General features: G+C 70.7%; 14 protein-coding genes and 1 riboswitch. Of the genes, 11 read left to right on the top strand and 3 right to left on the bottom strand.

Features of this window, described 5'->3' with window-relative positions; all coding sequences use genetic code 11:
- Positions 1 to 132: 132 nt before the first annotated feature.
- Genes pdhA through ACZ466_RS23415 form a run of 3 tightly spaced genes read left to right on the top strand, consistent with a single transcriptional unit; the run spans position 133 to position 3,651 of the window.
- Positions 133 to 1,263, top strand: a complete 1,131-nt coding sequence (gene pdhA, locus ACZ466_RS23425) for a pyruvate dehydrogenase (acetyl-transferring) E1 component subunit alpha (RefSeq protein WP_378286094.1) — start codon at positions 133 to 135, stop codon at positions 1,261 to 1,263.
- Positions 1,260 to 2,279, top strand: a complete 1,020-nt coding sequence (locus tag ACZ466_RS23420; protein WP_378286093.1) for an alpha-ketoacid dehydrogenase subunit beta — start codon at positions 1,260 to 1,262, stop codon at positions 2,277 to 2,279. The genes pdhA and ACZ466_RS23420 overlap by 4 nt, the downstream gene beginning before the upstream one ends.
- Positions 2,280 to 2,301: 22 nt before the next feature.
- The gene (locus ACZ466_RS23415; protein WP_378286092.1) at positions 2,302 to 3,651 is read left to right on the top strand and encodes a dihydrolipoamide acetyltransferase family protein; all 1,350 of its coding nucleotides are present in this window, start codon (positions 2,302 to 2,304) and stop codon (positions 3,649 to 3,651) included.
- A 54-nt stretch (positions 3,652 to 3,705) separates the two neighbouring features.
- Here ACZ466_RS23415 and ACZ466_RS23410 read toward each other — a convergent pair whose 3' ends face one another.
- The 3 genes from ACZ466_RS23410 to ACZ466_RS23400 all read right to left on the bottom strand — a co-directional run bounded on the left by ACZ466_RS23410 (position 3,706) and on the right by ACZ466_RS23400 (position 7,771).
- Positions 3,706 to 3,966 carry a DUF6458 family protein gene (locus ACZ466_RS23410; RefSeq protein ID WP_378286091.1) on the bottom strand — a complete coding sequence of 87 codons (261 nt, stop codon included), beginning with the start codon at positions 3,964 to 3,966 and terminating at the stop codon, positions 3,706 to 3,708.
- A gap of 122 nt (positions 3,967 to 4,088) precedes the next feature.
- Positions 4,089 to 5,732 carry an OmpA family protein gene (locus ACZ466_RS23405; RefSeq protein ID WP_464043940.1) on the bottom strand — a complete coding sequence of 548 codons (1,644 nt, stop codon included), beginning with the start codon at positions 5,730 to 5,732 and terminating at the stop codon, positions 4,089 to 4,091.
- Positions 5,733 to 5,938: 206 nt separating this feature from the next.
- On the bottom strand, positions 5,939 to 7,771 hold the full coding sequence (locus ACZ466_RS23400; RefSeq protein ID WP_378286089.1) for an acyl-CoA dehydrogenase: 1,833 nt from the start codon (positions 7,769 to 7,771) through the stop codon (positions 5,939 to 5,941).
- 506 nt (positions 7,772 to 8,277) lie between these two features.
- Between ACZ466_RS23400 and ACZ466_RS23395 the strand changes: the two genes are divergently transcribed.
- The 8 genes from ACZ466_RS23395 (at position 8,278) to ACZ466_RS23360 (ending at position 18,991) form a co-directional block, all read left to right on the top strand.
- Positions 8,278 to 9,552 (top strand): glycosyltransferase family 2 protein, encoded by a 1,275-nt coding sequence (locus ACZ466_RS23395; protein ID WP_378286088.1) that lies wholly within the window; start codon positions 8,278 to 8,280, stop codon positions 9,550 to 9,552.
- Positions 9,549 to 11,759, top strand: coding sequence for a right-handed parallel beta-helix repeat-containing protein (locus tag ACZ466_RS23390; RefSeq protein ID WP_378286087.1), 2,211 nt, complete (start codon positions 9,549 to 9,551; stop codon positions 11,757 to 11,759). The genes ACZ466_RS23395 and ACZ466_RS23390 overlap by 4 nt, the downstream gene beginning before the upstream one ends.
- A gap of 1 nt (position 11,760) precedes the next feature.
- Positions 11,761 to 13,728, top strand: a complete 1,968-nt coding sequence (locus ACZ466_RS23385) for a right-handed parallel beta-helix repeat-containing protein (RefSeq protein ID WP_378286086.1) — start codon at positions 11,761 to 11,763, stop codon at positions 13,726 to 13,728.
- A 45-nt stretch (positions 13,729 to 13,773) separates the two neighbouring features.
- Positions 13,774 to 14,940 carry a right-handed parallel beta-helix repeat-containing protein gene (locus tag ACZ466_RS23380; protein WP_378286085.1) on the top strand — a complete coding sequence of 389 codons (1,167 nt, stop codon included), beginning with the start codon at positions 13,774 to 13,776 and terminating at the stop codon, positions 14,938 to 14,940.
- 38 nt (positions 14,941 to 14,978) lie between these two features.
- The gene (locus ACZ466_RS23375; protein WP_378286083.1) at positions 14,979 to 16,139 is read left to right on the top strand and encodes a right-handed parallel beta-helix repeat-containing protein; all 1,161 of its coding nucleotides are present in this window, start codon (positions 14,979 to 14,981) and stop codon (positions 16,137 to 16,139) included.
- Between the two features lie 56 nt (positions 16,140 to 16,195).
- Complete coding sequence (locus ACZ466_RS23370) at positions 16,196 to 17,527, top strand: UDP-glucose dehydrogenase family protein (RefSeq protein ID WP_378286082.1); 1,332 nt, start codon at positions 16,196 to 16,198, stop codon at positions 17,525 to 17,527.
- A 103-nt stretch (positions 17,528 to 17,630) separates the two neighbouring features.
- A riboswitch (guanidine-III (ykkC-III) riboswitch) is annotated at positions 17,631 to 17,697 on the top strand.
- A 31-nt stretch (positions 17,698 to 17,728) separates the two neighbouring features.
- On the top strand, positions 17,729 to 18,055 hold the full coding sequence (locus ACZ466_RS23365) for a DMT family transporter (protein ID WP_378286080.1): 327 nt from the start codon (positions 17,729 to 17,731) through the stop codon (positions 18,053 to 18,055).
- 150 nt (positions 18,056 to 18,205) lie between these two features.
- Positions 18,206 to 18,991 (top strand): sporulation protein, encoded by a 786-nt coding sequence (locus tag ACZ466_RS23360; protein ID WP_378286079.1) that lies wholly within the window; start codon positions 18,206 to 18,208, stop codon positions 18,989 to 18,991.
- Positions 18,992 to 19,073: the final 82 nt, after the last annotated feature.

Raw genomic sequence — 19,073 nt, 5'->3', positions numbered from 1 at the left:
GTTGCGCTTCCGGGTGTGATGTCTGCCACCATGGCTTTAGCGGCATTTATCCCTTACCGGGGAACGATGCCACTGACGTCGGCCGGCGAGCGGCGACCCCGCGGACCGGCCCCGAACGAGGAGTAGTCATCGATGACGATCGACTCCGTGCGCGGCGCTCCGGCCAACCCTGGGCACGCCGAACCCGAACTCGTGCAGCTGCTGACCCCCGAGGGTGAGCTGGTCGAGCATCCCGACTACCCGCTGGACCTCTCCCCCGAGGAGATCCGCGGGCTGTACCGGGACCTGGTCACCGTACGCAGGATCGACCTGGAGGCGGTGGCCCTCACCAGGCAGGGCGAGCTGGGCATCTGGGCCTCCCTGCTGGGCCAGGAGGCCGCCCAGATCGGGTCGGGACGGGCGCTGGGCGCGCACGACATGGTCTTCCCGACGTACCGCGAACACGGCGTGGCCTACTGCCGCGACGTCGAGCCGCTGCGCCTGCTGGGCCTGTTCCGCGGCGTCAACCACGGCGGATGGGACCCCGCCGAGCACGGCTTCCACCTGTACACGATCGTGATCGGCAGCCAGACCCTGCACGCGACGGGCTACGCGATGGGCGTCCAGCGGGACGGGGTGCTCGGCACGCCGTCGGCCGGGGGGACCATCGCCTACTTCGGCGACGGCGCCACCTCGCAGGGCGACGTGAACGAGGCCTTCGTGTTCGCGTCGGTGTTCAACGCCCCGATCGTGTTCTTCTGCCAGAACAACCAGTGGGCCATCTCCGAGCCCCTGGAACGTCAATCGCGTATTCCGCTCTACAAGCGCGCGCAGGGGTACGGCTTCCCCGGCCTCAGGGTGGACGGCAACGACGTGTTCGCCTGCCTGGCCGTGACGCGGAAGGCTCTGGAGGCCGCGCGGACGGGCCAGGGCCCCACGCTCATCGAGGCGTACACGTACCGCATGGGCGCCCACACCACGACCGACGACCCGACCCGCTACCGCCTCAAGGCGGAGGAGGAGTCGTGGAAGCTGAAGGACCCCATCGAGCGGCTCAAGGCCTTCCTCGTACGGGGCGACCTGGCCGACACGGCCTTCTTCGAGGAGGTGGAGGCGGAGGCCAAGGCGGGCGCGACGGAGCTGCGCAAGCAGTGCCTGGCGCTGCCCGATCCCAAGCCGCTGGAGATCTTCGACAACGTGTACGCCGAGTCCCACCCGCTGATGACCGAGGAGCAGGAGCAGTTCGCCGCCTACCTGGCGTCCTTCGAGGAGGTGTCCTCATGACCACGATGGAGACCACCCCTGCCGCGGCTCCGGCGGAGGCCCCCGTGCTCACGCTCGGGAAGGCGCTGAACGAGGGCCTCCGGAAGGCCATGGAGAACGACCCGAAGGTCCTGGTCATGGGCGAGGACGTCGGCAAGCTCGGCGGCGTGTTCCGGGTGACCGACGGGCTGCAGAAGGACTTCGGCGAGGAGCGGGTGATCGACACCCCGCTCGCCGAGTCCGGCATCGTCGGCACCGCGATCGGGCTGGCGCTGCGCGGGTACCGGCCGGTCTGCGAGATCCAGTTCGACGGCTTCGTGTTCCCGGCCGCCGACCAGATCATCACGCAGCTGGCCAAGATGCGGCTGCGGTCGCTCGGGAAGCTGTCGCTGCCGGTGGTCGTCCGGATCCCGTGCGGCGGCGGCATCGGCGCGGTCGAGCACCACAGCGAGTCGCCGGAGAACTACTTCACCCACACCGCGGGGCTGCGCGTGGTGGCGTGCTCCAACCCGGCGGACGCGTACACGATGATCCAGCAGTCGATCGCCTCCGACGACCCGGTGATCTTCTTCGAGCCCAAGCGCCGCTACTGGGACAAGGCGCCCGTGCCGGTCGAGACGGGCGGGTGGACGCCGCTGCACGAGGCACGGGTCGTCAACCCGGGTGAGCACGTCACTGTGTTGGCGTACGGGCCGGCGGTGAAGACCTGTCTGGAGGCGGCGTCGGCGGCGGCCGAGGAGGGCCGCTCGCTGGAGGTCGTCGACCTGCGCTCCCTGAACCCGCTCGACATCGGCACGGTCGTGGAGTCGGTGAACCGCACCGGGCGCTGCGTGGTCGTCCACGAGGCCCCGGTGTTCAGCGGGTACGGCGCCGAGCTGGCCGCGCGGATCACCGAGAAGTGCTTCTACCGTCTGGAGGCCCCGGTGCTGCGCGTCGGCGGCTTCTCCACCCCCTACCCGCCCTCCCGGCTGGAGGACCACTACCTGCCCGACCTCGATCGCATCCTGGACGCGGTCGACCGGACGTTCACGTGGTGACCTGGGGAGCGGAGATCACAGCATGAGTGAGCTGAAGCACTTCAAGCTGCCCGATGTGGGCGAGGGGCTGACCGAGGCCGAGATCGTCCGGTGGCATGTGCAGCCGGGCGACCGGGTCGAGGTCAACCAGACGATCGTGGAGATCGAGACGGCCAAGGCGATCGTGGAGCTGCCGTGCCCGTTCGAGGGCGTGGTGGCCGAGCTGCTGGCCACCGAGGGCGCCACGGTGGACGTGGGCGTCCCGATCATCGCGGTGGACGTGGCGCCGGACGGGCCCGCGGTGGCGACGCCGGTCTCGGAGCCGCCCGCGCAGGCCGCCGCGCTGAAGGAGGACCTGGTGCCGCCCGCCCCGGCGGCGGCGCCGGAGGAGCCCAAGCGGCAGCCGGTGCTGGTCGGGTACGGGGTGAAGCCGGGCGCGACCAAGCGGCGTCCGCGCAAGCAGGCCAACGGCACCCCGGCGACGGTGCCGCCGCCCGCTCGTCCACAGCCTGTGGAGAACCGGTTGCCGCTGGCCAAGCCGCCGGTCCGCAAGCTGGCCAAGGATCTCGGCGTGGACCTGTCCACGATCACCGGGACGGGCCCGCAGGGCTCGATCACCCGCGATGACGTGCGCTCCGCCCAGTCGGCCCCGGCGCCGCAGGAGGCGGCGGCTCCGGCCGCGGCGGAGCGGGAGGAGCGGATCCCGGTCAAGGGGGTGCGCAAGACCACCGCCGCGGCCATGGTCGGCTCGGCGTTCACCGCCCCGCACGTCACCGAGTTCCTCCAGGTGGACGCCACCCCGACGGTGGAGGCGGTGCGGCGGCTGCGCGAGCTGCCCGAGTTCGCCGAGGTCAAGGTCTCGCCGCTGCTGCTGGTGGCGAAGGCCCTGCTCACGGCGGTGGCCCGCAACCCGATGGTGAACGCGACCTGGGTGGACGGCCCGTCCGGCGCCGAGATCGTCGTGAAGCGGTACGTCAACCTCGGCATCGCGGCGGCCACCGACCGCGGCCTGATCGTCCCGAACGTCAAGGACGCGCAGGCCAGGTCGCTGCCCGAGCTGGCCGCCGCGCTGGCCGGGCTGACCGCGACCGCGCGGGCGGGGAAGGCCACCCCGGCCGACCTGACCGGCGGCACGATCACCATCACCAACGTGGGCGTGTTCGGGGTGGACACCGGCACCCCGATCATCACGCCGGGCGAGTCGGCGATCCTGGCGTTCGGCCAGATCCGCGACATGCCCTGGGTGCACGAGGGCGAGCTGGCGGTCCGCAAGGTCACCACGCTGGCGCTGTCGTTCGACCACCGGGTCATCGACGGCGAGCTGGGCTCGCGGGTGCTGCGGGACGTCGGCGCCATGCTGGAGGACCCGCTGCGCATCCTCGCCTGGGACTGACCGGAGACGCGGCGTACCGCGGGCGCACGGCCCGCGGTACGCCGCACCTCGACATCAGCGCGGCGGCTCGTCGTCCCCGCCGTAGTAGGAGCCGCGGTCCCCGTCGCGGCCGCGGGTCAGCCGTCCGCCGCCCGCGCCGCGCTGCGACATCCGGCTCATCATCAGCAGCTGCAGCGCGAACGTCACCCCGCCGACGATGATCAGGATGACGCCGACCACGTGGATGTCCAGCGGATCGGTCATCGCGTCCTCGGCGATCGCGAACTTGAGGATCAGCCCGAGGGTGATCGTGAAAATGCTGACGCCGACACCCATGCGATGACCTCCGCCAGACGGTCCGGACCCGTGTTCTTTAACTATCCGCCCGGATCGCCGGTCACACGTGCGGCGATCACTTCGGTCGGGTCACGATCGCCGCCGTCCCGATCAGGGCGCGGTCAGGAGACGGGGACGTTGTTGGTCTTCCCGAACGGGCCGCCGTCGAAGACGACCGTGCTCGGGTTGCCGGGCGGCGCCGGAATGTAGACGAATCCGCGCACCGGCTCGTTGACCGCGGTCCGGAACACGGCGCGGCCCGGGTCGACGTAGGTGGCGCTGTTGGCGGCGGGCGCCCCGATCCGTACCGCGCGGTAGACGTCGGTGCCGCCGGGCAGCAGCACCGAGAACGAGGTGAACGCCCCGCCCAGGTAGTCCTTGTGCGGGTATGCCGCGTCCGGGGGCGTGGTCCCCGGGCCCTCGTTGACCAGCTCGAACACCGCGACCAGGTAGGCGCCGTCGCGGTAGAACGGCTTGACGTCCAGCCGCCGCTTGGCCCCGGCGAACCGGCCGAACCGGCTGGCGACCGTCTTGCCGTCCTGCGCGCGGAACGCGGCGGGCTGGACGGTGCCGCCGCGGCCGTCGGCGGCGGCGGTGGAGGTGCCGGTGGCGCCCGCGGTCTGCTGCCGCACCACGTAGGAGATCTCCACGCGGCGGTTGCGGGAGCGGGCCTTGGCGTCGTCCGAGCCGCCCTCCTTGGCGATCAGCTCGGCCTCGCCCTTGCCGTGCGCGGAGTACCTGAAGGTGGTGCCGAGGCGGTTCTGCAGTTCCTTCTGGACGGCCTCGGCGCGCTCCCGCGACAGCTTGAGGTTGTAGTCGTCGGCGCCCTTGCTGTCGGTGTGGCCGTTGATGGTGAGCGGCCGCTTGCCCGGGTCGGCCTTCTCCCGGATCTCCTGGGCGGCCTGGTCGAGGACCTGCTTGGCGCGTCCGGACAGCTTGGCCGAGTCGAAGTCGAACAGCACGTCGGTGCGCAGGTTCATCTTGACGTCGGAGCCGCTGGAGGTGACGTCCTTGATCTCGCCCTCGGTGATGTCGTACAGGTCGGCGGGGTTGGCGTTCGCGTCGGCCGGGCCGTCGGGCGCGGGCTGGTCGCCCGCGGGGGCGGGCGCGGGCTGGTCGCCCGCGGGGGCGGGCCCGGTGCCGGTCACGGGGACGCCGGTGAACTCGCCCGCGGTCCCGGTGGTGATCACGGTGACCTTCTGGACGTTCGAGGGGATCGGCGGGAAGTCGGCGGTCAGCTCCTGCGTCGCGCCGGGCGCGAACTGCACGGGTGCGGGCGCCGCCGCGGGCGCCGCGGGGGCCGCGGGCGTGCTCGCCCCGCCCGCCGGCGTGCTCGCCCCGCCTGCGGGCGTGCTCGCGCCGTCCGTGGGCGTGCTCGCGCCGCCCGCCGGGGCGCCGGCCCCGCCCCCTCCGGCGGGGGTGCCGGTCGGCCGGTACAGCTTGCGGCCGACCGGGTCCAGCAGCGTCACCCCGAACGGGACGGACTTGGCGGCCGAGTCCATCGAGGTCACCGCGTAGCGCAGCACCGACTTGGCGCCCTGCCGTTCGAGCCCCTTGATCTCCACCCGGGCGCGCAGCCCGTCGGCCGAGCCGAACCAGCCCTCCTTGACGAGCCTGCCGCCGGTCTGCGGCGCCCCGCTCGACCCGCCCGCCTTGGTGGTCGGCGGGTCGGACTTCTCCGTACCGTCCGACCCCGAGCACCCGGTGGCGACCATCAGTCCGGTCAGCGGTACGGCGATGGGGAGGAGGAACTTGCGAGCCGGCATGGACACTCCGGTCTGTCGAGATGGCAGGGGGCTACGGGTGCGGGGCGCTGGCATTCCCGGCCAGCGTATAGAGCCCGCGGCCGCCGTACCGTCCGATTCCTCCCAACCGGTGCCTCACGCCCTCAGACCGGGACACCGGAACGGCCCGGTCCCGGACAGGGTCCGGGGCCGGGCCGGGAGTGCCGTCCGCGGTGCTCGCGCGAGGCTCAGAAGGCCGACTCGGGCAGCTCCATGATGTCCAGCGTGGTGCCCTCGACGACGGCGCGCTCCGCCGCGAGCCGGGGCAGCACGGTGGCGCAGAAGAACTGGGCCGCGGCGACCTTGCCCGTGTAGAAGTCGCGGTCGGCGCCGGACACCTCGCCGCCCAGCTTGGCCAGGGCGACCTCGGCCTGGCGGCACAGCAGCCAGGCCACGATCACGTCGCCGAGGGCCAGCAGCAGCCGGGAGCTGTTGAGCCCGACCTTGTAGATCTCCTTGCCGTCCTCCATGGACGCGAGCGCCCAGCCGATCATCGGCTCCAGCATGCCCTGGACGTCGTCGAGGGCCCGGCCGAGCCGCTCCCGCTCGTTCTTGAGCCGCCCGTTGCCGGCCTCGCTGCCCGCGAACGCCCTGATCTCGCCGGCCAGGTGCTGGAGGGCCGCGCCGTTGTCCCGCAGGATCTTGCGGAAGAACAGGTCCATGCCCTGGATGGCCGTGGTGCCCTCGTACAGGGTGTCGATCTTGGAGTCGCGGATGTACTGCTCGATCGGGTAGTCCTGCAGGAAGCCCGAGCCGCCGAGGGTCTGCAGCGACTCGGAGCCGAGCAGGGCGTACGCGCGCTCGGAGCCGAACCCCTTGACGACCGGGAGCAGGAGGTCGTTGACCTTCTCGGCCAGCTCGTCCCTGCGGCCCTCGTGCTCGGCGATCTGGACGGCGTCCTGGTACGAGGCGGTCAGCAGGACCAGCGCCCGCATGCCCTCGGCGTAGGCCTTCTGGGTCATGAGGCTGCGCCGCACGTCCGGGTGGTGGGTGATGGTGACGCGGGGCGCGGTCTTGTCGGTCATCTGGGTGAGGTCGGCGCCCTGCACCCGCTCCTTGGCGTACTCCAGCGCGTTGAGGTAGCCGGTGGAGAGGGTGGCGATGGCCTTGGTGCCGACCATCATGCGGGCGTACTCGATGACGAGGAACATCTGCTTGATGCCCTCGTGCACGTCGCCGACCAGGTACCCGACGGCGGGGTGCCGCTCCCCGAAGGTGAGCTCGCAGGTGGTGGAGACCTTGAGGCCCATCTTCTTCTCGACGTTGGTGACGTAGGCGCCGTTGCGCTCGCCGAGCTCGCCGGTCTCCAGGTCGACCAGGTACTTGGGCACCAGGAACATCGACAGGCCCTTGGTGCCGGCTCCGGCTCCCTCGGGACGGGCCAGCACGAGGTGGAAGATGTTCTCGGACATGTCGTGCTCGGCCGAGGTGATGAAGCGCTTGACGCCCTCGATGTGCCAGGTGCCGTCGGGCTGCTGGACGGCCTTGGCGCGGCCCGCGCCGACGTCGGAGCCGGCGTCCGGCTCGGTCAGCACCATGGTGGCGCCCCACTGCCGCTCCGCCGCGAGTTCGGCGAACCGCTTCTGCTCGGGGGTGCCGATGTTCCACAGGATCTGGGCGAAGCCGGGGCCCGAGGAGAACATGTAGACGGCCGGGTTGGCGCCGAGGACCTGCTCGGCCAGCGCCCAGACGAGGCTGCGCGGGGCGCCGGTGCCGCCGAACGCGGGGGCCAGGTCGACCCGGTACCACTCGGCGTCCATCCACGCCTTGAACGACTTCTTGAAGCTCTCGGGCATGGTGACCGTGCCCGCGGCGGGGTCGAAGACCGGCGGGTGGCGGTCGGCGTCCTCGAAGGATTCGGCCAGCGGGCCCTCGGCGAGCCGGTTGACCTCCTCGAGGATGCTGCGCGCGGTGTCCTCGTCCAGGTCCTCGTAGGGACCGCTGCCGAGCAGGTCCTGGCGGCCGAAGACCTCGAAGAGGTTGAACTCCAGGTCCCGGAGGTTGCTCTTGTAGTGCCCCATCGAACACTCCGTCTGTCCGGCGGCGCTCCTGGGCCCCGCGCACGTACTGGTGGGTAACTCGACATCATGCTACCCGCTGGTAACCGGGTTGCAACCACAACGGATCGGACGATTTCAAACATCCACATGTCGGACACGATCAAGGTCAAACGTAGGACGTGACGCAACTCACAGTTGCCAACTGGTCACATGTCCAGAGTCTTGAACGTTCCAATGAATCACCACAAACCGAACATTTCACCCCCGACAATGAGGGTGACCATTGTCAGGAGTTTCGGAAATGTGTCCGGCGCACAGCCGTCCGATTGCCGATGCGTCGATTTCTCGACTTTTCGCGACATTCGCTTGACGGCGAAGACGACAAACCGGTATCAGAACCGCCTCTCCGGACCTCCCTGGCCGCATCTGGCAATACTGAACCTTTCCGTAGGGTCGTCACTCTTACTGGAGGTGGCACGGGGTCGCAAGGGTCAGGAGCTCTCCTCGGGCCCACGGAAGGAGGAGTCTTGTCGTCTGTCACGGGGTGGCTCGCAGACGCCTGGGAGGCGATAGCGGGGGCGACGGCGGGGGGCGACTGGCGCAAATTCGTCCCCCTGGGCTTCGCCGGACTGCTGGTCTGGGGGCTCTGGCTGTACCGGGTGATCTTGAGCCGCATGGACAAGCCGGTCGTCAACAATTTCCGCACCACGGTCTCGGTGGTGGTGCCCTCCTACCGCGAGGACCCCGAGATCCTCATCCGCTGCCTGGAGAGCTGGCTCGCCCAGAACCCCAGCGAGGTCATCATCGTCGTCGACGTCGGCGACACCGAGGCCCACCGCAGGCTCGCCCAGGTCACCGACCCCCGCCTGCACGTGCTGGTGTACGAGCACTCCGGCAAGCGCTCCGCCCTCGGCGTCGGCATCCGCGCCGCCCGCGGCGAGATCGTCGTCTTCGCCGACTCCGACACCTGGTGGCAGCCCGGCCTGCTGGACGCCGTCCAGATGCCGTTCGAGGACCCCCAGGTCGGCGGCGTCGGCACCCAGCAGAACGTCTACCAGCGCACCACCAGCGTCTGGCGCCGCATCGCCGACTGGCTGGTCAACCTGCGCTACTACGACTACGTCCCCGCGATGGGCTCCAAGGGCGGCGTGGCCTGCCTGTCCGGCCGCACCGCCGCCTACCGCCGCTCGGTGATCCTGCCGGTGGTGGAGAACCTGGAGAACGAGTTCTTCCTCGGCCGCCGCTGCATCGCCGGCGACGACGGCCGGCTGACCTGGCTGACCCTCTCCCAGGGCTACAAGACCGTGCACCAGTCGTCGGCGCGCGCGATCTCGATGTTCCCCGACTCCTTCCGGGCCTTCGTCAAGCAGCGCATCCGCTGGAGCCGCAACTCCTACCGCTGCTACCTCACCGCCCTGTGGAAGGGCTGGCTGTGGAAGACCCCGTTCGTCACCAAGGTGACCGTGCTGCAGATCCTGCTGACGCCGGTCACCATGGGCGTCACCCTCGCCTACCTGATCTTCAGCCGGATCCTGGACAACCTGCACCCGCTGGGCATCGCACTGGCGATCGGCTGGGTGCTGTTCGGACGCGGCGTGCGCGGCTGGTCCCACCTGCGCCGGCACCCCAAGGAGATCCTGCTGCTGCCGCTGACCGCGCTGGTCATCATCATGATCTCGCTGCCGATCAAGCTCTACGCGTTCCTCACGATGAACAAGCAGGGCTGGCTGACCCGGAGCGCCGACCAGATCGGCGGCGCCGGCCAGACCGCGGGCTCGCTGCAGGGAGTGGGCTCCCCGTGATCGTTCCGCAGCGCCGCAGGGTCCTCGGACTGGGGCTCGCGCTGGGCGCCGGCCTGACCCTGCCGGCCGGCCTGGCCCCGGTCGCCCCGATCCCGGCCGCCCACGCGGGCCCGGTCGAGGACGCCAAGCGGCAGGCCACCCTGGTCGACCAGGAGGACCAGCGGATCATGCAGGTCCGCTCGGTGCTGGCCGCGATCCTGCAGATCGGCGGCGACCAGACCACCACGTGGAAGCGGCCCCAGGTCTTCGGGTCCAGCCACGGCAAGACGCTGGTGCTCCCGCCCGTCGCCAGCGGCAAGCCCTACACCGTCGCCGACCTCCAGAAGATCGGCGGCAAGTACTTCCAGCGGCTCGGCGACGGCTCCTTCATGCTGTCCGCCCACCTGTTCGTCGCGGACGGCGCCAAGCTCGTCCTGAGCAACCCGGCCGGCCCGCTGCACATCCGGATGGCCAGCAGCCCCACCTCCTTCAGCTCCATCGTGAGCTTCGGCGGTGCCCTCCAGATCGAGGGCACCGCGCAGAACCCCGTGCGGATCGACAGCTGGGACTCGCGGACCCGGCGGCCCGACGTCCAGGTCGCCGACGGCCGCCCCTACATCCGGGCGGTCGGCGGCGAGTTCAAGATGAAGTACGCCAAGGTCTCCCAGCTCGGCTTCTGGAGCGGCCGGACCGGCGGCATCGCGCTGACCGGCACCGACCGTCCCGCCAACGCCGTCAAGCGGCTCAACAAGGAGCAGCGGCACGAGGCCAAGAAGAAGCGGCTGGAGCAGAACCAGCAGGGCAACACCACCGGGGGCGGCGGCCCCGGCGACATCGAGATCGAGCAGCCCGGCGGCACCGCCACCCACGTGCCCGCCACCGACCTGGTCACCGGCTCCATCGACAACAGCACGATCGTCGGCGACGCGTTCGGGCTGTTCGTCTCCGGCTCCAACCAGACCCAGATCACCAACAACCGGATCGAGGGCAGCCTCGTCCACGGCGTGCTGATGCACCGGTTCGCCAAGAACGCCACGATCCAGAACACGACCGTGACCGGCAGCCGCGGCGACGGGTTCGTCCTGTCGCGGGCCACCGAGAAGGTCCGGGTCACGGGCTGCACCGCCGAGCGCAACGGCCACAACGGCTTCACCCTCAACGGGCAGGCGCTGGCCAAGGGCCCGTCGGCGTCCGGCGAGTCGCTGGAGAGCTTCGGCGACAGCTCGGTCACCAACAGCCTGGCCAAGGACAACGGCCACTACGGCATCGAGCTCATGGGCGGCGACAAGCTGTCGGTGCAGAACAGCCGGGTCATCGGCGGCGACATGGGCATCGTCGTCCGCAACGGCGCCACCGACGTGCAGATCTCCGGCAACCAGCTGCAGAAGCAGGTGCGGCAGGGCATCGCGCTGCGCGACGGCGTCCGCGACGCCAGCCTGGCCGGCAACACCGTCGTCGGCGCCCGCACCGGCATCTACCTGCGCAACGCGAACGCCTCCATGGTCGGGAACGTGGTGCAGGGCGCCACCGCGCACGGCATCACGCTCAAGGGGGACAACGACGGCTCCACCGTCCGCAACAACACCCTCAGCGGCTCGGGCACCAGCGCGGTCAGCACCTCCGGCTCGGACGGAACGGTCCGCAAGGAGGACAACAACACCGAGGGCTGGCACGACACCGCCTCGCTGTGGATGAAGGCCAAGCGGTACGCCAAGCCGATGAACCTGATCTGGGCCGCGGTGTTCCTCATGGTGATCATCTCCATGCTGCGGGCCCGGGGCGGGGGCGGCGTCCGGATCGGGCGCACCGGCGTGCACCCGTACTCGCTGCAGCAGGCGATGGAGAAGCGCCAGGTGTGGAGCCTGCCGAAGCGGCCCGGCAGCGGCCAGCAGATGATGCCGGGGCAGCCCGTCGCGGGCCGTGCCACCAACACCGGCGGCTTCCCGCTGCCGGGACAGCCCAACATGCCGGGGCAGCCCGTCGCCGGACGGCACGCCACGGCGAACGCGCAGGGCCAGCCGGCCCCGCAGAACGGCAACGGCCGGGGCGCCCGCCGGGCGCCGCAGCACCGCGCGCCGCAGCCGGCCGTCCCGATGGCCGCCCCGATGGCCGCCCCGGTGCCGCAGGGCGCCGGCAACGGCGCCGGGCACCAGCAGCCGCCCGGGCACCAGCCGGCGCACGCCACGCCCGTCCAGGGCATGCCGCAGCCCGACCGAGGGGGTAGGTGACATGGCGAGGGCGAAACCGGGCGCGCACGCGTCCAAGGTGGAGGAGCCGCCCGCCAAGCAGGGCTCGTTCGGGAAGGTCGTCACGACCATCCTCGTCCTCAGCCTGGCCGGCGGCGGCACCTACGCCTACCGCACCTACTTCTCCGGCGACGGGCAGGGCATGCCCGCCGTGAACGAGGTGACGTCCTCCTCCGCGCGGCAGCAGTCGACCCTGGTCGACCAGGAGGACACGCGCATCATGCAGGTGCGCGCCAACCACGACTCGCAGCTGGCCGACGGCGGCGCCCGCGCCGCCCAGGTGCGGCAGCCCTACAACGCCGCCTCCGCCAACGGCCGCACCCTGGTCCTGCCGCAGCGCCGCGAGCCGTACTACGTCGCGGAGCTGGAGAACAAGCGGGTCCTGGAGAAGCAGTCCGACGGCTCCTACCTGCTGACCATGAACATCCTGGCGGTCGAGGGCGCCAAGCTGATCCTGCAGAACGCCTCCGGCCCGCTGACCATCCGGATGCGCAGCGTGCCGGGCCAGTTCACCTCGATCGTCAGCTCCGGCGCCAGCGTCCGGATCAACGGCTCGGCGCAGAACCCGGTGCGCTTCCTCAGCTGGAACGACGACACCCGGCAGCCCGACACCCAGGTGTCGGACGGGCGGTCCTACATCAGGGCCATCGGCGGCGAGTTCAGCATGAAGTACACCGAGGTGTCGAACCTGGGCTTCTGGAGCGGGCGGACCGGCGGGCTGGCGCTGACCGGCACCGACCGTCCCGACTCGGCCGCCGAACGCGTCCAGGCGGGCGCGCCGGCGCGGCGGATCCAGCTCCCGAGCGGCGGCCAGGACACCAACAGCGGGACGCGGGAGGAGATCCAGGTCGGCGCCGCGCCGGGCGGCGGCGGGGCCACCTTCTACGTGCCGCAGGCCAACCTGGTCAGCGGCACCATCGACAACGTCCGGGTCACCGGCAACGCCTACGGGCTGTTCGTCACCGCGTCCAACCAGACCCAGATCACCAACAACCGGATCGATGGCAGCCTGGTGCACGGCCTGCTGCTGCACCGGTTCGCCAAGAACACCGTGATCGAGAACACCACGGTGTCCAAGAGCCGCGGCGACGGGTTCGTGCTGTCGCGCGGCACCGAGGGCGTCCGGGTCACCAACTGCACCTCCCAGGGCAACGGCGGCAACGGCTACACCCTCAACGGGCAGCCGCTGGCCGACGGCGCGTCCGCGTCCGGCGAGTCCATCACCGCCTTCGGCGGCAACCTGATCAGCGGCAGCACCGCCCGCGACAACAAGCGGTACGGGGTCGAGCTGCTCGGCGGCGACAACACCGCCGTCCAGAACAACCGGATCATCGGCGGCGACATGGGCGTCGTCGTCCGGGAGAAGGCGACCCGGATGCAGATCTCCGGGAACCAGGTGAGCAACCCGTCCCGGCAGGGCATCGTGCTGCGCGACGGCGTCTCGGGCGCGACGGTGGCCGGCAACGTCATCAGCGGCACCGACACCGCCCTCTACCTGCGCGACTCCAGCGGCGCCATCAACGGCAACACCGTGCAGTCGGCCTCCCGGCACGGGCTCACGCTGCGCGGCGCGGTCGCCGGGACGCAGATCACCGGGAACACGCTCAGCGGCACCGGGACCAGCGTGATGGACGTCGACCGGGCCACCGGGGCCTACGTCAACGCGAACAACAACACCAAGGGCTGGCACAAGACCGCCGGCTTCTGGACCTGGGTCAAGCGGCTCCTGAAGCCGATGAACATCATCTGGTTCCTGGTCTTCCTGCTCGTGGCCGTGTCCATGTACCGCTCCCGGGACGCCGGGATGCGGATCGGGCGGCGCGGTTCCCACCCGTACGAGAACCAGAGCAAGCTTGAGGATCGTCCTGTGCGGCTCCTGCGCCGCACCGCCACCGATTCCGCGGCTCCCGGGCACGACGCGGAGCGGGCCGGGGCGGGCGCCCGCCCGTGACGGCGGTACGGGGCACAGAGCGATCATCGAAGGAGTGGTGCGGCAATGACGATCAAGGTTGATGTGAAGTTCCTGGTGGGGCTGGCGGTGGGCGCGCTGGTCGTGGCCGGGCTGGTGTTCCTGGTGACGGGGGTGACCGGCGACGACAAGGCGTCCAACACCTCCGCGAACGGCCCCGGTCCCGCGCCGTCCCCCGACGGCGGCGACGGCGGTGACGGGGACGGCGGCGACGGGAACGAGGGCGACGGCGGTGACGGCGGCAACGGCGGCGGCGCCAAGCCCGGCGCCCCGCTGACCCTGCCGGTGCCCGAGGGCGCGGGCAAGATCTCCTGCCCGAACCCGACCAAGACCGTCGGCAACGCCCAGGAGCTGGAGCAGGCGCTGAAGGGCGCTGCCGCCGGCGACGTGATCAAGATGAACGCCGGCACCTACGAGGGCAAGTTCGTGGCCACCGCCTCCGGCACCCCGCAGCAGCCGATCTTCCTGTGCGGCGACCAGAACGCGGTGCTCGACGGCGGCGGCGTGAAGAAGGGCTACGCCTTCCACCTGAACAAGGCCGGCCACTGGCGGCTGATCGGCTTCACCGTCAAGAACAGCCAGAAGGGCGTGATGGCCGACACCAGCAACGGGTCGATCATCCAGGGGCTGACCGTGCACGACATCGGCGACGAGGCCATCCACCTGCGCAACTTCTCCACCGGCAACAGCGTCCAGTACAACAAGATCTACAACACCGGGCTACGCCGGGAGAAGTTCGGCGAGGGCGTCTACCTCGGCACCGCGCAGTCGAACTGGAAGCGGTTCTCCGGCGGCAAGATCGACAACAGTGACAACAACGTGGTGCGCGGCAACGTCATCCGGGCCACCGCCGAGGCGATCGACATCAAGGAGGGCACCTCCGGCGGCAAGATCATCGGGAACGTGTTCGACGGCTCGGTCACCGGCGGCGACAAGCACAACGACTCCTGGATCGACGTCAAGGGCAACAACTACGTCATCGAGGACAACCGCGGCACCAAGACCCCGGCCGACGGCTTCCAGACGCACGAGATCGTGGACGGCTGGGGCAAGGGCAACGTCTTCCGCCGCAACACCATCGACCTGGCCGGCGGCAACGGCGTCGGCATCAACGACACCGTCGGCGGCAACACCATCGCCTGCGACAACAAGGTGACCGGCGGGCAGCTCACCAAGAAGGGCGGCTGCTCCTGACCGGCCGCGGGCCGGCCCGGAGCGGCACGAGGTAGATCGTGGCAATCGACTGGAAGTTCACCGGCCTGCTGGTCGCCGGTGCCGTGGCCACCAGCGCGGTCGTGCTGGTGGCCACCGGGAGCGGGGACGGCGGCTCCGGCGAGCCGGCGGCGGGCGACGCCCCGCTCCCCGCGCCGCCCGCGGGCGGCCCGGCACCCGGCGCCGCACCGGGCGCCACCCCCGGCGCGGGCAACCCCGGCGGGCCCGGCGGCCCTGGCGGGCCCACCGGCCCGCAGCAGACGCTCCCGCTGCCCGCGATGGGCGGCCGGATCACCTGCCCGAACGCGACCGCGACCGTCAGCTCGCCCGTCGAACTGCAGGAGAAGCTCAACGACGCCAACCCCGGCGACGTCATCCGACTCGCCCCCGGCACCTACCCGGGGCAGTACCGCACGCAGCGCTCCGGCACCGCCGACAAGCCGATCTTCGTGTGCGGACCGGCCGGGGCGGTGCTGGACGGCGGCAACGCCGGCAAGGGCTACGGCTTCCACCTGGAGGGCGCCAGCCACTGGCGGCTGGTCGGCTTCACCGTCCGCAACAGCCAGAAGGGCGTGATGCTGGACGGCTCGTCCGGCTCCGTCCTCCAGGGCCTGACCGTGCGCGACACCGGCGACGAGGCGATCCACCTGCGCCGGTTCAGCACCGGCAACGCCGTCACGCACAACACCATCACCGGCACCGGACGCTCCAACCCGCGCTTCGGCGAGGGCGTCTACCTCGGCTCGTCCCACAAGAACTGGGCCCAGCTCACCCAGGGGCAGCCGGACAAGAGCGACAACAACCTCGTCGCCGCCAACCGCATCCAGGGCACCACCGCGGAGGCCGTCGACATCAAGGAGGGCACCTCCGGCGGCCGCATCGCGGGGAACGTCTTCGACGGCTCGCGGCTGTCCGGGGACAAGGTCAACGACTCGTGGGTGGACGTCAAGGGCAACAACTACGTGATCGAGGGCAACCGCGGGTCCAGGACCGTCAAGGACGGGTTCCAGGCACACGAGGAGTATCGGGGCTGGGGAACCGGCAACACCTTCCGCGGCAACATCGTCGACCTCGGCGGGGGCCGGGGCGTCGGCTTCAACCTCTTCTCCGACGGCAACCGGGTGGCCTGCGACAACCGCGTCACAGGCGGCCGGCTGCTCAACAAGGGCGCCTGCTCCTGATCTGAGCACCGCCCCGTTCCAACGACTTCAACGACCGCACAGCAAGGAGAAGGCACATGAACCCCACGGGGGCTCCGAGGCTCACTGTCATCGGCACCGGCTACCTCGGTGCCACACACGCGATCTGCATGGCCGTCCTGGGCTTCGAGGTCCTCGGCGTGGACGTGGACGAGGGAAAGATCGCGAAACTGGCGGCGGGGGAGGTACCGTTCTTCGAACCCGGACTGCCCGAGCTGCTGGCCAAGGCGCTGGAGTCGGGGCGGCTGCGGTTCACCACCTCCTTCGAGGAGGCCGGCGGGTTCGGCGACGTCCACTTCGTGTGCGTGGGCACCCCGCAGATGCCCGGATCGGACGCCTGCGACCTGACCTACGTGGACGCCGCCGTCCGCGGGCTGGCCCCGTACCTGGACCGGCGCACCCTGGTCGTCGGCAAGTCCACCGTGCCCGTGGGCACCGCCGCCCGCCTCACCTCGCTGGTGCAGGAGCTGGCCCCGGCCGGCACCGACGTCGAGCTGGCCTGGAACCCCGAGTTCCTGCGCGAGGGCTTCGCCGTCGACGACACCATGCGCCCCGACCGCCTCGTGTTCGGCGTCGCCTCCGACTGGGCGGACGAGCGGCTGCGCGCCGCGTTCAAGCCCATCCTCGACCAGGGCACCCCGGTCATCCGCACCGACCTCGCCACCGCCGAGCTGGTGAAGGTCGCGGCCAACTCCTTCCTCGCCACCAAGATCTCCTACATCAACGCGATGGCCGAGGTCTGCGAGGCCGTCGGCGCCGACATCAAGGACCTCGCCGACTCCCTCGCCCTGGACGACCGGATCGGCGGCAAGTTCCTCAAGCCGGGCCTCGGCTTCGGCGGCGGCTGCCTCCCCAAGGACATCCGGGCCTTCGCCCACCGGGCCGAGGAGATCGGCGTCGGGCAGGCGGTGTCGTTCCTGCGCGAGGTGGACGACATCAACCGGCGGCGCCGCGCCCGCACCGTCGACCTGGTACGCGAGCTGCTCGGCGGGCAGATCTCCGGCCGCCGCATCGCCGCCTGGGGCGCGGCGTTCAAGCCCAACTCCGACGACATCCGCGACGCGCCCGCCCTGGACGTGGCCCGCACCATGCACGGCCTCGGCGGCCACGTCCGCGTCTTCGACCCGGCCGCGCTCGACAACGCCCGACGCGCCTACCCCGAGCTGCGTTACGGCGAGAGCGCCCTGGACGCCGCCGAGGACGCCGACGTGGTGGTCCTGCTGACCGAGTGGTCCGACTTCCGCGAGATCGACCCCAACGCGCTGGCCGAGGTCGTCCGGCACAAGCGGATCGTCGACGGCCGCCACGCCCTCGACGCCGCCCAGTGGCGCGCAGCGGGCTGGGAGTACCGCGCCCTCGGGAGGAACTGATCTCCTGAAACACGCCAGGCTTCCGGCGGCGGGCCGATGGTGAACCGCCTCACCATCGGCCCGCCGCCGGAAGTTCTTGTGTTTTCGGCTTGTTAGCATCCAGGTGAGGGCCGTTCCCGGCCTTCCCGGACGAGGTGCGCGCCGTACCCGGCAGGCAAAGACGACGCGCGGGCAAGGCATACCCGTCCGGAAGGAAAGATCATGGCCTGGGTCCTCGTCGTCGTCGCCGGTCTGTTCGAGGTCGCGATGGCGCTCTGCCTCAAGCAGAGCAAGGGCTTCACCGAGCTCGTCCCCTCGATCGGATTCCTCGTCTTCGCCGTGACCAGTTTCGGCCTGCTCAGCATGGCGGTGAACCGGCTGGAGGTCGGCACCGCGTACGCGGTCTGGGTCGGCATCGGCGCCGTCGGCACGGCCGTGCTGGGCATGGTGCTGATGGGCGACCGGGTCACCCCGCTCAAGCTGGGCGCGCTCGCGCTGATCGTGATCGGCGTGGTCGGTCTCAACCTGGCCGGCGGTGGCGCGCACTGACGTCCGCCGGACCGTCCTGAATGGGGCGGTTCCGCTGCGAGTCACGCAGGTGGAACGTAGCCTCCCCCCAACGCGTCTATCCGAACAAGCACGCCAAACCGACATGGACGCGCGGGGAACGGGAAGGCGTCCACGGCACGGGAGGAAACCTTGGTCTTCAAGAAGCTCATGCAGGCGATGGGAGTCGGCGGCCCCCAGGTCGAGACCGTCCTGCACAACCCGAACACCACGCCCGGCGGCACCGTCACCGGCGAGGTGACGATCGTGGGCGGCGAGCACGACTCCGACATCATCGGCGTGAAGCTGGCGCTGAAGACCCGGGTGGAGATCGAGTCCGGCGACAACGAGTACTCGTCCAACCTGGAGTACGCCAAGCTGCCGATCGCGGGGGCGTTCAAGCTGGAAGACGGGGCGCGCCACAGCATCCCGTTCCAGCTGCCGATCCCGTGGGAGGCGCCGCTCACCCACTTCTACGGCCGGGCGCTGCACGGCACCACCGTGGGCGTCGCCACCGAGCTCGAGGTGGCGCGGGCCGTGGACGCGACCGACCTCGACCCGATCGCGGTGCACCCGCTGCCCGCGCAGGAGCGCATCCTGCTGGCCTTCTCCAACCTCGGCTTCCAGTTCCGAAACGCCGACTGCGAGAAGGGCCGGATCTGGGGCGTCCACCAGGAGCTGCCGTTCTACCAGGAGATCGAGTACTACCCGCCGTCGCAGTACGCGCGGGGCATCAAGCAGCTCGAGGTCACGTTCGTGTCGTACCCGCAGTCGATGGAGGTCGTGCTGGAGCTCGACAAGCGGGGCGGGGCGTTCACCGAGGGGCACGACGCGTTCAGCCGCTTCACCGTCGACTACGCGACCGTCGAGCAGACCAACTGGGAGCAGAAGCTCGACGAGTTCCTGCAGAAGGCCGGCCGCCGCAGGGGCCTGTTCTAAACACCGAATGAGCGAGGCCCGGGGGGAACCCTCCGGGCCTTGATCATTCAGGGGGGTTGCCCATAGAAAGGGGCCTTGTGGC

The organism is Actinomadura rugatobispora (assembly GCF_055379765.1).
The sequence above is the reverse complement of the archived record's forward strand: the minus strand, read 5'-3'. Positions and strand labels throughout refer to the sequence as shown.

Excerpts from the sequence above, each read along its gene's own strand:
- ACZ466_RS23385 (WP_378286086.1), top strand. The coding sequence starts at position 11,761 with ATGGCGAGGGCGAAACCGGGCGCGCACGCGTCCAAGGTGGAGGAGCCG.
- ACZ466_RS23405 (WP_464043940.1), bottom strand. The coding sequence starts at position 5,732 with ATGCCGGCTCGCAAGTTCCTCCTCCCCATCGCCGTACCGCTGACCGGA.
- ACZ466_RS23370 (WP_378286082.1), top strand. The coding sequence starts at position 16,196 with ATGAACCCCACGGGGGCTCCGAGGCTCACTGTCATCGGCACCGGCTAC.
- pdhA (WP_378286094.1), top strand. The coding sequence starts at position 133 with ATGACGATCGACTCCGTGCGCGGCGCTCCGGCCAACCCTGGGCACGCC.
- ACZ466_RS23415 (WP_378286092.1), top strand. The coding sequence starts at position 2,302 with ATGAGTGAGCTGAAGCACTTCAAGCTGCCCGATGTGGGCGAGGGGCTG.
- ACZ466_RS23380 (WP_378286085.1), top strand. The coding sequence starts at position 13,774 with ATGACGATCAAGGTTGATGTGAAGTTCCTGGTGGGGCTGGCGGTGGGC.
- ACZ466_RS23365 (WP_378286080.1), top strand. The coding sequence starts at position 17,729 with ATGGCCTGGGTCCTCGTCGTCGTCGCCGGTCTGTTCGAGGTCGCGATG.
- ACZ466_RS23410 (WP_378286091.1), bottom strand. The coding sequence starts at position 3,966 with ATGGGTGTCGGCGTCAGCATTTTCACGATCACCCTCGGGCTGATCCTC.
- ACZ466_RS23420 (WP_378286093.1), top strand. The coding sequence starts at position 1,260 with ATGACCACGATGGAGACCACCCCTGCCGCGGCTCCGGCGGAGGCCCCC.
- ACZ466_RS23400 (WP_378286089.1), bottom strand. The coding sequence starts at position 7,771 with ATGGGGCACTACAAGAGCAACCTCCGGGACCTGGAGTTCAACCTCTTC.